The 14,232-nt window shown below is 59.5% G+C and carries 12 protein-coding genes; 8 read left to right on the top strand and 4 right to left on the bottom strand.

The window, feature by feature from the left end:
- Positions 1–84 precede the first annotated feature (84 nt).
- Positions 85–378: a DNA-binding transcriptional regulator gene (locus tag BBF93_RS07775; RefSeq protein ID WP_035591881.1), complete on the bottom strand. Its 294-nt coding sequence runs from the start codon at positions 376–378 to the stop codon at positions 85–87.
- A 543-nt stretch (positions 379–921) separates the two neighbouring features.
- Between BBF93_RS07775 and BBF93_RS19490 the strand changes: the two genes are divergently transcribed.
- The 7 genes from BBF93_RS19490 to BBF93_RS07745 all read left to right on the top strand — a co-directional run bounded on the left by BBF93_RS19490 (position 922) and on the right by BBF93_RS07745 (position 11,257).
- The gene (locus tag BBF93_RS19490; RefSeq protein ID WP_162786471.1) at positions 922–1,068 is read left to right on the top strand and encodes a hypothetical protein; all 147 of its coding nucleotides are present in this window, start codon (positions 922–924) and stop codon (positions 1,066–1,068) included.
- Positions 1,069–2,004: 936 nt separating this feature from the next.
- Entirely contained in the window at positions 2,005–2,841 is an 837-nt protein-coding gene (locus tag BBF93_RS07770; RefSeq protein WP_114105535.1) for a universal stress protein, read from the top strand.
- A 159-nt stretch (positions 2,842–3,000) separates the two neighbouring features.
- The gene (locus BBF93_RS07765) at positions 3,001–3,504 is read left to right on the top strand and encodes an RNA polymerase sigma factor (protein ID WP_162174068.1); all 504 of its coding nucleotides are present in this window, start codon (positions 3,001–3,003) and stop codon (positions 3,502–3,504) included.
- 14 nt (positions 3,505–3,518) lie between these two features.
- Positions 3,519–4,538, top strand: coding sequence for a FecR domain-containing protein (locus BBF93_RS07760; protein WP_114105534.1), 1,020 nt, complete (start codon positions 3,519–3,521; stop codon positions 4,536–4,538).
- Positions 4,539–4,704: 166 nt separating this feature from the next.
- Positions 4,705–7,137, top strand: a complete 2,433-nt coding sequence (locus BBF93_RS07755; protein WP_114105533.1) for a TonB-dependent siderophore receptor — start codon at positions 4,705–4,707, stop codon at positions 7,135–7,137.
- Positions 7,138–7,151: 14 nt separating this feature from the next.
- Positions 7,152–8,441 carry an aminotransferase class V-fold PLP-dependent enzyme gene (locus BBF93_RS07750; RefSeq protein ID WP_114105532.1) on the top strand — a complete coding sequence of 430 codons (1,290 nt, stop codon included), beginning with the start codon at positions 7,152–7,154 and terminating at the stop codon, positions 8,439–8,441.
- A gap of 137 nt (positions 8,442–8,578) precedes the next feature.
- The gene (locus BBF93_RS07745; protein WP_114105531.1) at positions 8,579–11,257 is read left to right on the top strand and encodes a TonB-dependent receptor; all 2,679 of its coding nucleotides are present in this window, start codon (positions 8,579–8,581) and stop codon (positions 11,255–11,257) included.
- 8 nt (positions 11,258–11,265) lie between these two features.
- On the opposite strand, the gene BBF93_RS07740 is transcribed toward BBF93_RS07745, so the two are convergent.
- The 3 genes from BBF93_RS07740 to BBF93_RS07730 are packed head-to-tail and all read right to left on the bottom strand — an operon-like array spanning position 11,266 to position 12,961.
- A complete protein-coding gene (locus tag BBF93_RS07740; RefSeq protein WP_114105530.1) occupies positions 11,266–12,117 on the bottom strand; it encodes a TlpA disulfide reductase family protein in 852 nt (283 codons plus the stop codon).
- Positions 12,117–12,389, bottom strand: coding sequence for a DUF2798 domain-containing protein (locus BBF93_RS07735; RefSeq protein ID WP_114105529.1), 273 nt, complete (start codon positions 12,387–12,389; stop codon positions 12,117–12,119). The genes BBF93_RS07740 and BBF93_RS07735 overlap by 1 nt, the downstream gene beginning before the upstream one ends.
- Positions 12,386–12,961, bottom strand: coding sequence for an NADPH-dependent FMN reductase (locus tag BBF93_RS07730; protein WP_114105528.1), 576 nt, complete (start codon positions 12,959–12,961; stop codon positions 12,386–12,388). The genes BBF93_RS07735 and BBF93_RS07730 overlap by 4 nt, the downstream gene beginning before the upstream one ends.
- Positions 12,962–13,071: 110 nt before the next feature.
- Between BBF93_RS07730 and BBF93_RS07725 the strand changes: the two genes are divergently transcribed.
- Positions 13,072–14,232: an enolase C-terminal domain-like protein gene (locus tag BBF93_RS07725; protein WP_114105527.1), complete on the top strand. Its 1,161-nt coding sequence runs from the start codon at positions 13,072–13,074 to the stop codon at positions 14,230–14,232.

Below are 14,232 nucleotides of genomic sequence, written 5' to 3'. Positions count from 1 at the left end.
CGCGAAGTCTCGTCGCCCGCTGTCCCTAATTGAAGAAATGGACAACCTCGACCCTGCTGGCAGTTTGCTGTCGGCGATCCGCGTCTAGGTCAGCAGCTCGTCCTGCACGATCCGGGGTCGCCTTTCGATGAGCGCGAGCAGTACCCGCGCCGCGCCTTCAGGGCGTCTGCGCCCCTGCTCCCAGCCTCGCAGGGTACCTACGGCGACGCCAATGCTGCAAGCAAATTCGGCCTGCGACAATCCCGAGCGCTCGCGGATTGCGGCCACATCAGGCTCAGGCACTTCGATATGATGAACCCATGCGCCCGTCTTGTGACCTTTGGCGTGGGTGAGCGCCTCCTGGAGGCCTTTTTTGATGCTTGTGGCGGCGTTGGTCATGTCACTTTCCATAAGTATCGGCGATGAGGTCTCAATGTTCGATCAGTTCGGCGCGCCGATTGGCGAGATCAGCTGCGCTTTCTCTTCATTCGTCATGCCAGCCGAACTTGATCGACCAATAAACTCCGATGGTTCCACAACGGTCAGCCTCAACGTCGCGCCATGCCGTCGTATGCGTCATCGACCCATATGTCAGTGACGTATCTCTAACCTCAATTCTCGCTCCACAGTTCATCGTTCGAGATGGATCGCCAACCTCGTCGATGAGGCCCTCTTGACCCACATCTCAGAGTCAGGGAGATCAATTTATCGGATTTCCTGTGGAAATCGGAATCGAACCACTCTCCCATGCCAACAACTACCGAATTGTTGGCAGATTGTTGGCATTCGACGACGCTCCACATTTATTTCTGAAATCAAAACAGAGGTGTAAGGGCGCTCGCGATTCCGCCCCCGGGGCACCATTTCCCCGTCCAGAGACGTCCGCCGGGGTCCATAAAGACCAACCCGCCAGCGAGCGTTTACGGGCCATTGAAGATCACCATGCGTGGTTTTGGCTTAGCGCGTTACTTGAATCGCCATCCCGCCACTGCTTTCAGCGCGGTATTTGAAATGAACGCCATTGGTCTTTGGCTTTTTGTTTCTAGTTGGGATTCATTCATTCTGAGCAATCACCAGGCACTTGGATGAAGATTAAGCTCTGATAGCAGAAGGCCCTAGTCTAACGGTCGTTTAGAGGACGGGGACAAGGAGGCGCAAATCCAAGCCGAAGACCGCGTCTGAGGCCAAAACTTGAGCCCTCAAAACTGCGCCAGATGATCCGGTTCAGACCGTTGAAACGCTTCTAGAATGTGCGATGCGTCCAGCACGCTGCCGCCAAGCGCATTTGTTGTGGCAAAAATGATCCTCTGAACACAGGAGAACCTAGTGGTATATTCTGTGTGGCAGCAGGCCTAGTCTGGTGCCTAACTCACACTCAGGTGCGCCAGACCCTTCTTAAATCGGGCAGCCTTCTGTCTAAAAACATCTGACTACGGACAACCGGCTTAAAGTTCCAGAAAGCCTAATTTGGATAAAGTGATAAGAACTACCGCAAAGATCGACCCAAGTATCAAGTATATAATCATCTCGATCATCTGAGCTTTCGTAAGCACAAATATCTTACGCAACCAATCCGACACAATCCACCTATATCGATAACTTCGTCAGCCTGACCTCACCACTGGAAAGCGGTTGGCTTGGCTTTTTTGGGGAGGATGGCATTTAGACTTTCTGTTCGTTTGAAATTTCAGTCTCAATCAGGTGATGTTACTTGGGATCGGTGGTCCGGCCCTGAGATTAGAATCCAGCGGCAAGCTGGATTTGGCATACATGCCATAGGCCTGAGACTCTGGCAAATTCTGCCGGCATTTTTCCATGGTAAGCCAAGTGAGACAGGCCCTCATTCTAATCGCAGCACCCGTAATTCTACTTATACTACCCTTGGGGTTTTTGTTGCTCACTGGGCTGACAGGTGGCGCGTGATCCTTGTCCGGATTTTTTCTGATCCGAACCGGATCTGGTGCGTGGGCCGCTTACAAGGTATCTATTTGACAACAATTCGGTTTGCCGGGGAGGACGGACATCATGCAGCTGAAAGACATTTCCATCTGCGTTGCGAGCGCTCAGGAAGACGCGGGCGCGCTGGATCTTGCGCAGGCGCTGGCCGCCAAGACGGGCGCGCATGTCGCCTGCTCCGCCATCGGCATCATGCCGGCCCCCATCCTCTATAACGAATTCGGCATGGGCGCGGCCTATGTGGAGCAGCTCAATCAGGACAAAGAGCTGATCGACCGGTTCTGGGCCGACCTTCAGAAGACCCTGGACAAGAAAGACCTGCGCTGTGAACTGCGCCGCCACCGGACCTATGGCACCAATCTGGAATCCCTGGTCGCCACCATTGCGCGGCATGCCGATCTCACAATCATCCGTGCACCCGCGAAAGACATTCTTCAGCCGCACGCCCAAATGATCGAGGCGGCGCTGCTGGGGTCCGGGCGGCCTGTGATGGTTGCGCCCGTGGAGTGGAAATCCGGCCCGGTTGGCAAACGGATTGTGGTTGGCTGGGACGCGAGCCGGGAGGCGGCCCGCGCGGTGCACGATGCCTTGCTGGTGGCCGATGAGGGCGCCGAGATCACCGTGGTGACAGTGGACGCCAAGGCCGGAAGCCTGGACCATGGGGACGCGCCGGGCCTCGACATTGCCGCGCATCTTGCCCGGCACGGGCACAAGGTGACGCTGCGCAACGAAGGCAGCCTCGGGCGCTCTGCGCATGAGGTCATCCTGCAGGTGGCCATGGACAAGAATGCGGACATGATCGTCCTGGGTGGATACCGTCATGCGCGGCTGCAGCAGGCGCTGTTCGGCGGAATGACCCGCAGCATGCTTCGGGATGTGAAGCTTCCGCTGCTTCTGTCGCACTGAGGGCGCTAGCCGCCACCGGTCGCCCCGCCCGGCTTGACAGCCGCGATCAGACAGCCGATGGCGCAGGGCATGCTCCCCGGCGCCTCAGCTGACCCGGCTTCAAACGGCGAAGCCCTGCCTGCTTCTTCGCCCCCGCGAAGTGACGGGGAGCGCGCCGCAATGCGCAATGCCTTCCTGAGGGATCTTTACAGCAATCATTTCGGCGAACTGGTGGGCCGATTGCGCAAGCTCTACGGCGCCGGCCCGCCGGACCCGGAGGATATGGCGCAGGCGGCGTTTGAACAGATCGCCCGGCTGGACGACTTCTCCCGCATCCAGTCTCCGCGCGCGTTCCTCTTCCGGACGGCCATCAACCTGACCCTGAATGCCCGCAGCCGGGAAAAGCGCGCCCGCGCCCATGCGGAATTGGAAAAAACTCAATTTCCTGACGCGGAGCTGGAAGAAAATTCTCCCGAAATTGTCTTCATGGGAAAACAGGCAATCATAGCGCTAGCCGATGTTCTGAAGGCGCTGCCGCCCAAGCAAAGGGAAATCATCCTGCGTAGCCGGTTTCATGGTGAAACGTACGCCCAGATCCGCGCCGCCACCGGCTGGAGTGAGGCTGACATTTCCCGTCAGCTTACCCGCGCCCTGGAAACCATTCAGCAGGCACTCCGCCCCTAGATTTCCGGTACCCCATGACTTCTGCACTGCCTCCTCCGGATAAGACTGCGCCGCCCCCCACCGGGGTGGAGGCAGAGGCGCGCGCCTGGATGGCATACCTGCTTGGGGCAGAGCACACTCCGGATAAAGACAAAAAACTGGAGCTTTGGCTGGCCGCCTCTCCGGACCATCGCCGGGCGCTGGAAGGGCTGCGGGCTGGCTGGATGGCGATTGCTGAGGTGGAAGGCGTTGAAGATATTCTTTCAGCCACGGCAAGGATAGCCGTCCCCCGTGCGGGACGGCCGGCTGCGCCCTCGCGCCAACGCCGGCGCTTGGTCGCCGGTCTATTGGCAGCTGCGGCCTGCGGCGTTGCCCTTATCTTTGTTGTCCCACTGATGCAGACGGCGCCTACCGAAGATATTTATCTTGCCACCGCAATCGGCGAGATCCGGACCTTCGATCTTTCGGATGGAAGCCGGCTGACCCTGGACGCCGGCTCGGAGGTCAAGGGGCGCTTCACGCGCGATCAGCGCTCGCTCACCCTGGTGGAGGGTAACGCCTATTTCGACATCGCCCGGGCACCGGAACGCCCGCTGGACGTTCGCGCAGGCGATGTTCAGGTCAAGGTTCTGGGCACGCAGTTCGATATACGCCGGCGCCCGGCTGAAACCATCATCAGTGTCGAAGAGGGGCATGTGGCCGTTACCGGGGCGCAGGGGCTCCCGGCTGTCTCCCTTACGGGTGGACTTCAGGTTACCTACCGCACCGGCAAGGGTTTTGACGCAAGCGCGACCTTTGATGCGGCCCGGTCCGCAGCATGGCGCCGCGGCCAGCTCTATTATGTGGACGCGCGCCTTGGCGACATAATCGACGATGTGAACCGCTACAGCGCGCGGCCGATCACGCTTGCGGATCAAACCCTTGGCGATCTGCGCCTCACCATGAGCTTTTCGGTCAACCAGATCGAGATCATGCTTGCGGGGCTCGACGAAGCCTATCCGCTCGACATCAACTATACGTCATCGGAAATTCATATTTATTCCGTGTCCGAATAACCCTGAAGATGACGGTTCCGTGAAAGCGGTGAACCTTTTGTGAAGTTTGGCTCCGGCCTGAAATTCCCGCCTCCCTCATCTGTCTTCCCGGCGTCCACACCTTTTGTGCGGACGGATCTCTGGCCCGAATGGCCGGGGTCTCTCAAGTCTTTTTCCGGGGAACCCGATGACCAACACGTTTTCTCTTCGCGCGGCCCTTTTGCTGGTGACATCTGGCATTGCGCTTGGCTGCGCCCTGCCCGCCCTTGCGCAGGAGGCTGATGAAACGGCTCAGCCAACCGAAGCCTATGTCCAGGATGCCGTGATCGTGACCGGTACGCGCGGCGCGCCGCGTACGGCGTTTGACAGCCTTGCGCCGGTGGATGTGATCTCGGGCGATGCGATCAATCTCACCGTCTCGGACGAGGTGATGGATACGCTGGCTCAGCTCGTGCCATCTTTCAATGTGAAGCGTCTTCCGATGGCCGATGGCCAGGTATTTGTGCGCCCGGCCTCTCTCCGCGCCCTCTCGGCAGACCACACGCTGGTGCTTGTGAATGGCAAACGCTTTCACCGCTCCGCTCTGCTCGGCTCCAACGGCGCGCAGGCAGCCGACCTGGCGCAGATCCCGTCCTACGCGATCAAACGCATCGAGGTGCTGCGCGATGGCGCATCGGCACAGTATGGCTCTGATGCCATTGCTGGCGTGATCAACATCATTCTGGAAGACAAGCCGGGCACCCGCGTCTTTGCTCAGGCTGGCCAGTATTACAAAGGCGATGGCGAACAATATCGCCTGGGCGCTCAGCAGGGCTTTGCGTTTGACCGCGGCTACTTCAACCTATCCGGCGAATATACAGATGCGCAGCCCACCTCTCGCAGCCGTCAACGTCCGGATGCGGAGCAGCTGCAGGCGCAGTTTCCTGACCTGAAAGTTCCAAACCCGGTTCAGAACTGGGGCCAGGCAGAGCGTCAGGCATTCCGCTTTGCCATGAATGGCGCTTATCAGTTTGACGCGAGCGAGCTTTATGTTTTCGGCACCCATGGCTGGGGTTCAGGCGTGTCGGATTTCAACTGGCGCAACCCGCTGAACACCAACACTTATGGCAACAGTACGGTGGATCCCAATTATGATCTCACCGAGATTTTCCCGGCGGGCTTCACCCCGAAATTTGGTCAGGACGACGAAGATTTCTCGCTGACCGGCGGTTATCGCAGCACCAATGCGGAAGGCTTCTCCTACGACTTCAGCGCCAGCTATGGCCTGAACGACATTGACTACTTCATGTATGAGTCGATCAACGCATCGCTCGGCTCGGCAAGCCCGACCAGTTTCGATATCGGCAATCTGCGCCAGACCGAATTCAACCTGAACGCCGACTTCGTCTATCCGGTGGCGCTTGGCTTCCTGGCAGATGATCTCAACATCGCCTTTGGCGCCGAGCGGCGCTTGGAGAAGTATGAAATCTCGGCCGGCGAATATGCCTCCTATGCTGTCGGTCCGTTGGCTGCAGAAGGTTTCCCTTCGGGCTCCAACGGCTTCCCGGGGTTCAGCCCGGCCCAAGCTGGCAACTGGGATCAGGAAAGCTATGCTGCGTATGTCGATCTTGAAGCCCCGGTCACCAGCCGCTGGACGGTGGGCGCTGCGCTGCGTTACGAAGATTTCTCGGTCTTCGGCGACAACATCGACGGCAAGCTGTCGACCCGCTTTGAATTGGCCGATGGCCTTGCTCTGCGCGCAACAGCATCCACGGGCTTCCGCGCCCCCACGCCTGCGCAGCTGTTCAGTGAGCGGATCACACAAGGTCTCGACACGACCACGCTTAACGTGTTCACCAATGGCCGCTACAGCCCGCAGGGTCCGGTTGCCGAAATCATCAGCGCGCGTCCGGGTGTTACGATCAATCCGCTGGAACCTGAAGAGTCCCAGAACGTGTCGCTGGGCCTTGCCTGGAATTCGGGCTTTGGTCTGACGGCCACGCTTGATGCCTACCAGATCGACGTGGACAACCGCCTCGGTACCTCTGCCACCTACCGTCTGACCGCTGACGAGCGTGCGCAGCTGGTGGCCCTGGGTGTGCCCAGCGGCGAAAGCATCACTTCGGCTTTCTTCTATCAGAACGACTTTGACACCCGCACCCAAGGCTTGGACCTTGTTCTTTCCTGGGGCCGTGACGTGGGGCCTGGCAACCTCAACCTGACCGGCGCCTACAACTACAACAAAACAGAAGTGCGTGCCGGCAGCCTTGCCACCAATCCGGACACAGCCGCCCGCTTCGAAAAAGGCATTCCCGGCAGCACGGGCAACGTTCAGGCCACCTATACGCTTGGCGATTGGGAAGTGTTTGGACGTCTGCGCTATTACGGCGAGTGGCGGGACTTCTCGGACAATGCCAACGGGGTTGTCTATCAGGATTTCGGCTCGATGGTGCTGATGGATATCGGTGCCACCTGGAAGGTGACGGATGCCGTCAGTGTCCGGATCGGCGCTGAAAACCTGTTCGACTCGTATCCGGACGAAGCCACCTATCAGGCAAATCGCGGGCTTATCTACTCCCGTAACGCGCCCTATGATACCGATGGCGGGCAATACTACATCCGGACCGACATCCGCTTCTGAGGTAATCTGATACCATGACGATCACACGACGCATGGTCCTGAAGGGGGCAGCCGCTGGCGCGGCTGCCCTTGGGGCCGTTTCCGGAACCGGGGCCACCCTCCCGCGGGAAACCTCACCAGTTCGCCCAGAAGACGAGGCCTATTGGGCCAGAATTGCGGCTCAGTATGAAGTGACCAGTGAGGTCACCAATTTCGAGAACGGATATTGGGGCCCGATGGCACGCCCCGTGCTGGAGGCTTTCAAACGCCACACAGACTATGTGAACCGGCAGAACTCCTGGTATGCGCGCCGCCAGTTCTACAAGGACATCGAACCCATTCGCGCCCGCCTGGCCGCTTTTCTTGGCGCCGGCGAAGACGAGATCGTTTTTACCCGCGGGGCCACCGAAGCGCTGCAGGCCATCCTGCGCGGCTATAACGGGCTGAAGCCAGGCGATGCTGTGATGTATGCCGACATCGACTACGACTCCATCCAGACCGCGATGGAAACTCTGGCGTTGCGCAATCAGTGCCGCGTCGTGCGTCTGGAGGCCCCGGAGCCCGCAGAATTTGATGAAATCCTCAATTTCTATGAAGCCGCGCTTGATGCAAACCCGGATGTGAAGCTTCTCCTGCTCACGCATATCAGCCATCGGAACGGGCTGAGGGTTCCGGTCAGGGAGATTACGGCGCTGGCGCGGGAGCGCGGGGTCGATTGCATCGTCGATGCCGCTCATTCCTGGGGCCAGACCGCCTTTACGGTCGATGACCTTGGCGCCGATTTTGCCGGGTTCAACCTGCACAAATGGATGGGCGCGCCGCTAGGCGCCGGGCTGATGTATATTCGGCGCAGCCGGCTTGAGGCCATATCACCGGACATTTCTGAATTGCCTGAAGGCGTAGGCGGCATCCAGAACCGCGTTCATACCGGCACGACAAACTTTGCCACCTTCCTTACTCTTGGTGACGCTCTGGATTTCCATCTCGAGATCGGGCCGGAAAACAAGGCAGCTCGCCTGGCCCATTTGCGGAACCTGTGGGTGCGGGAGGTTCGCGCCGTTGCCGGCCTTGATGTCCTGACCGCAGATGATCCGCGCATGCATGCGGGGATCACTTCCTTCCGGTTGAGGGGACATGCCGGCGCACGCGCGAACCAGGCAATCGTCGAGCATCTGATTGACCGGCACGGCATTTTTACCACGCACCGCACCGGCCTGGCGCGTGGGGCCTGTGTGCGCATCACTCCGGCTCTTTATAACTCCGCTGACGATTGCACCCGCCTTGCCGCCGCGCTGGTGGAAACCGCCGAGGCTTTCCGGTCCTGACCTGAGCCGGCGGAGGTGTTGCAGCCCGGCGTCACTCTGTCGGCAAATGCAGCCATGGCCTGCCATTGTCATTCTGCTGTCATGGCTGGCCGGTTGAAAGCAGCGTGAAGCGTGCGGCGCAGCCGCCGGAGAGGACGATGCCCCGCAGCCTGGCGGCTTTCGCATTGAGTTGCTTGGCTGCCGGGCCTGCCTTGGCGGCTCCCGGCGGTATCAATGTCGATGCCCAACCGTTGGCGGACGCTCTCAACCAACTCGCAGCCGAGACCGGCTTTGTGATCATCGCCAATGCGCCAGACCTGAGCGCGCGGCAGGCGCCCCGGATCGCCGGGGCTGGCGATGTGGAGGAAGCGCTCACCCTCCTTCTGGAAGGCTCGGGGCTGCGCTACAAGTCCCGTACCAAAGGCGTATGGGTGATAGAGGCAGATGCCCCGGCCACTGCCCGCTCTGCCCCGCTGACGACCAAACCGGTTGCGCCCCTCAGACTGCCACCCCTGCAGGACAGCTTGCGGATATTTGACCCTGTCGTGGTAACAGGATCGCGCACCCTCCCGCTGTTCAGCGAGAGCATGGCTCCAATCGAAGTTCTTCCCGGGCAGGAGATCATGGCGCCTGCTTCCGACGATGTGATCGACATCCTCGCGCAACTCGTGCCCTCGTTTACTGCCCAGCGCCTGCCGCTCAGCGATGGCAATGTTTATGTGCGCCCCTCGCGGCTGCGTAATCTTGCGCCGGACCACACGCTCGTCCTCATCAATGGAAAACGGCGCCACAAATCCGCTTTGCTTGGGCCAGAGGGAGCGCAGGCGCCGGATCTGGCACAGATTCCCGCCGGCGCGATCCAGCGCATCGAAATCCTCAAGGATGGCGCCTCCGCTCAGTATGGCGCAGATGCCATTGCCGGGATTATCAATATCATCACTCGCGACGAAGCCGGAATTGATATCTTCACACAGCATAGTCAGTATCAGGATGGTGATGGGGAGCAATATCGCCTGGGAATTGCCTGGGGCGCGGAGATGCATCGTGCCCGGTGGCGGATCACCGGCGAGTATAGCCACGCCGCCCCAACGTCTCGCGCCCGCCAGAGAGAAGATGCCCTGGACTGGCAGCAGGATCATCCGGAAGTCGCATTGCGCAATCCCGTCCAGCGCTGGGGACAGCCGGAACGGGAAGACATCCGCAGTTTGATGAATTTTGCCTACGTCCGGGGCAATGGCGGCGAGATTTACGCGCAAGGGAGCTATAATCAGGGGGCCGGCCTGTCAGATTTCAACTGGCGCCACCCGGAAACTGCCAGCCTTTACGGCCCAACAGATGCCTTCGAAGGTTTCAGTCTGGCGGACGTGTATCCCAACGGTTTTACCCCGCAGTTCGGGCAGGACTACCGGGACGGCGCCCTTCTCTCTGGCTATCGCAATGCGGGTGATCGTCTGGATTTCGATATCAGCGCCGGCTTCGGGCGTAACCGTATCGATTATTTCCTCTTCGACACCATCAATGCGTCCATGGGGCCGGAAAGCCCCACCGCATTCAACACCGGAGGCCTTCAGCAGACAGAGTATACGGTGAATGCCGATCTGCGTCAGAGCCTTGCCTGGAGCCTCCCTTTATCCCTTGCCTATGGCGCGGAGTATCGCCGCGAAATCTATACTATCCGCGCCGGTGATCCGGCGTCTTATGCCATTGGCGCCGGCGCGGTGGATGGGCTTACTTCCGGCTCCAACGGCTTTCCCGGCTATACGCCGCTTCAGGCGGGAGATTTCGATCAGGAAAGCCATGCTGTCTATGCCGACTTTGAATCGAACCTTACCCCGCGCCTGAAACTGGGAATGGCCGCCCGCTATGAAGATTATTCCGGCTTTGGCGAGGCCATCACCGGCAAGGTTTCGGCGCGTTATGCGCTGGGGAACGGCGCGGCCTTGCGCGCCACGGTCTCAACCGGCTTCCGCCCGCCAACGCCCGGCCAGATATTTGGGGAACGCACCTCGCAGGGGGTCAGCGCGCTGACGCTCGATGTGTTCACTCAGGGCCGGTTCTCGCCAACCGGTCCAGTGGCGGCTATTTTGAACGCACGTCCGGATGTATCTATCGCGCCTTTGCGTCCGGAAATGTCGGAAAATCTGTCAGCAGGCATCATCTTCTCTCCGGCCGACAAACTGTTCCTGTCTCTGGATGCTTACCAGATTGAGATCGATGATCGGTTCACTCTGTCTGACATCTACGCTCTTACCCCGGTTGAGCGCGCACGACTGACGGCCCTGGGCGTGCCGGGCGGAGAAAGCATAACTGAAGTTACGTTTTTCCAGAATGACTTCCGGACCCGGACGCAAGGGCTGGATCTGATGGCGCAGTTCAGCCATTCCGTTTCGAACGGCGAAGTTTCCATCAAGGCCTCCTATACCTACAATACGATCAAGGTTCTGAATGGATCTCTCCAGGACAATCCCGTTCGGCTGCGCCGGTTTGAGGAGTTCCTGCCGGCTCATTCGGCTCAGACAACCGCCAGCTTTGACCACGGCCCTTGGCGGCTGGAAGGGCGGGTGCGGTTGAGCGGAGCCTGGTCCGACTATGCCGATGACGAAAATCTCAGCCTGCAGAGGTTCGGGGCGAAGGCATTTGCCGATATTGCAATCAGCTACGCGCTCACTGATCAGTGGCGTCTACGCATCGGCGCGGAAAATCTGTTCAACACCTATCCGGATGAAGCCGGCCTGCAGAAATCAAAGGGGCTGATATACTCCCGCAATGCCCCTTATGATACTGACGGGGGGCTGCTCTATGTCCGCCTTTCCTGGGCAGACGGGAAACAGCCCTGATCACCAGTTCACTTAAGCGCGCTTTCGATTTCCCGGATGCCGTTCATCAGCGCCGCTCTGGATATCTCGCCCACATGGGTTTTATGGATCATTCCATCGGCGCCGACAAAAAGAGTTGCCGGCAAGGCCCGTGATCCAACAGCAGCAGAGAGCGATTGATCAGGATCGAGCAGGATCATGCCGGACTGGATGCCCTCCCTCTCCAGGAATTTGCGAATGACAGATGAGTCCTCGCCCTGATTGATGAGCAATACCGGGACTGCTGATCCTTCAGCAACCTCAACAAGCATTGGCATTTCCCTCCGGCAAGGTCCACACCAACTGGCCCAGAGGTTCACCACGAAGGGCCTTCCCGCCAGGCTTTCGAGTTGCAACGGTGTTTGCTCAAGCGTTTCGATTTGCACATCCATCGGAAAGGGCGTCTTTTCGCGCGTCTCCAGCGCAAAGCTCGCTGCCTGGAAGACCGCGAAAAGAAGACCCGCGCCTGCGGCCAGAACAACGGCGGAGCGCCGCCGCTTGCCTCCAACCAATATCACGCCGGCTGCGGCCAGAACCCCGGCCCATGCGGTGAAACCACCCTGCCAGACGGCAAGGATTGACCAGGGCTCTGCCAGGTAGGCCGGATAGTTCTGGACCACGAAAGCCAGGCGCGCGGCCAACACACCAATCATCACCGCGCTCCACGACAGCCGCCCGAAATCGTCTCCCGAACGCCGCGCAAGAACTCCCGCGCCCGCCAGAAACAGCCAGACCAGCAAGATACCTATCAGGCGATCTGCGGCCAGAACCAGCGGTCCAATCTCAATCATATTGTTCGTACTCACATCATCCCGGCAGGCCTCGCGCCACGCCGCAGCCATCAAACCGGACGGCAGATGAGACGAACGAGACGGCGAACGATGGGCATTACGACGAGGACGACCGGAAAGGCAAGCAGCCAGCTGATCAGCCAGGCACTGAGCCAGGCGCCGAGAAGATCTGACGTGATGCCCTCGCTTTTTATCGTGGAAACCAAGGAAACGAACGCGCACATGAAAATTGAGAGAAGCAAGGATGTCATGAACGGCGCGTAGCCCGGTGGCAGGCGGAAACGGGCGTCAGAAAGGGTGGAGGGAGACACCTTGTTCGTCATTTGAGCGATCCTGCAGTCTTGATGACGCGCTGCACCAGCAATGGCAGAACCTGGGCCGCAACCGGATCGGTCAGCGCCGCGCCGTCGAAAGCGCGATCTGCGAAGGGCACGGCCGCCTGCTCCGGAACAACGAGCATCTGGACCGTGCCGAGGATCTGACGCAGATGCATCAGTCCCCGCAGGCCGCCATACGGACCCGGAGAGGCAGACAGAATGCCCGCAACCTTGCCCCGGAACGCGCTGAGCGCGAGCGGCCCCTCCCCATCGGTTGGCCGAGAGGCCCAGTCTATGGCATTCTTGAGTAGCCCACTGACCGATCCGTTATACTCCGGCGATGCAATCAGGGTTGCGTCATGCTCAACGAAGAGAGCCTTCAGGCGGCGGGCGCTTTCGGGGAAAGCCGTTGTCTCCAGCCTGTGGGAATATATCGGGAGGTCAAAATCTTCCAGCCGGATGGAAGTGACCTCTGCGCCCTGCGCGCTGGCGAGCGTGGCGGCGCAGTCAGCCAAGCGCTGGTTGAACGAGCCGTCCCGCCCACTCCCCGCCAAAACAAGTATTCTCACGGCCGACATTTTACCCTCCCGCGCATTATCTCAAAGAAGAAGCATGGACATATATTACTTAGCTAGCTACTTATTTTGACCCATACAAGCCTTGTTCGCGCCGATGCCGGGGGAGCCATATGAAGATCGTAGAAATCCGGGAAATGCCGGTGCGCCTGTCGGGCAATATCGCCAATGCTGTGGTGGACTTCTCCCGGCACACGGTTTCATTGGTTGCGGTGGTCAGCGATGTCATGCGTCACGGACGTCCGGTAACAGGCTTTGCGTTCAATTCCATAGGCCGCTTTGCGCAATCCGGGATCATCCGGGAGCGGCTCATTCCGCGCGCTGCCTCTGCCCCGGCTGAGACATATCTCGGCCTAGATGGATGCCTCTCTCCGGCGGCGCTAGCCAAAGTACTCATGAAAGATGAGAAGCCCGGCGGCCACGGAGACAGGGCCTCTGCGATTGCGGCAATTGAACTCGCCGCCTGGGATCTGCTCGCCAAGCTTGAGGATCAACCGGCAGCCAATACCATCGCAAAGGCGTTTGGAAGGACACAGGCCGACAAGGTCAGCGTATATGCAGCTGGCGGTTATTATTATCCCGAGGGCGGCGCAGACAGGCTGCGCGACGAACTGAAAGCTTATCAGGATATGGGCTTTACGCAGTTCAAGATGAAAGTAGGCGGTGTTCCGTTAAAGGAAGATATCGCCCGGCTCGAAACAGCCGTAGAGCAGGCAGGTTCCGGAAGGCGTATTAGCGTCGATGCCAATGGGCGGTTTGGCCTTGAAGACGCGATCTCTCTGGGCGAACGGCTGAAGCCCTATCAGCTGCGCTGGTATGAGGAGGCGGGAGATCCACTGGACTATGATCTCAACCGACAAGTGATTGACGCCTATCAGGGGCCCGTGGCTACGGGCGAAAACCTGTTTTCCATTCCGGATGTGCGTAATCTTTTGCGCCATGGCGGCATGCGGCCCGGCATTGATATTTTTCAAATGGATGCCGGGCTCAGTTATGGGCTGACCGAATATGCCGGGATGATCGCCCTGATGGAGGCCTCCGGCTTCAGCCGGACGATGGCCTTTCCGCATGGCGGGCACCTGCTGAACTTGCACATAGTCGCCGGGCTGAACCTTGGCGGCTGCGAGGCGTATCCAGCGGTGTTCCAGCCTTTCGGAGGCTACCTGCCCGGTCTTCCCATCACGGAGGGAATGATCGAAGTACCCCAGCAGCCTGGGTTTGGGTTGGAGGCCAAGCCGGAACTTCGTCCCTATATTGATCAGATCTCGGGCTGA

The sequence above is a fragment of the Hyphomonas sp. CACIAM 19H1 genome, from assembly GCF_003325995.1.
Classification (GTDB): Bacteria; Pseudomonadota; Alphaproteobacteria; order Caulobacterales; family Hyphomonadaceae; genus Hyphomonas; species Hyphomonas polymorpha.
Note: the sequence above shows the minus strand (reverse complement) of the source record. Positions and strands in the feature narration are given on the sequence as shown.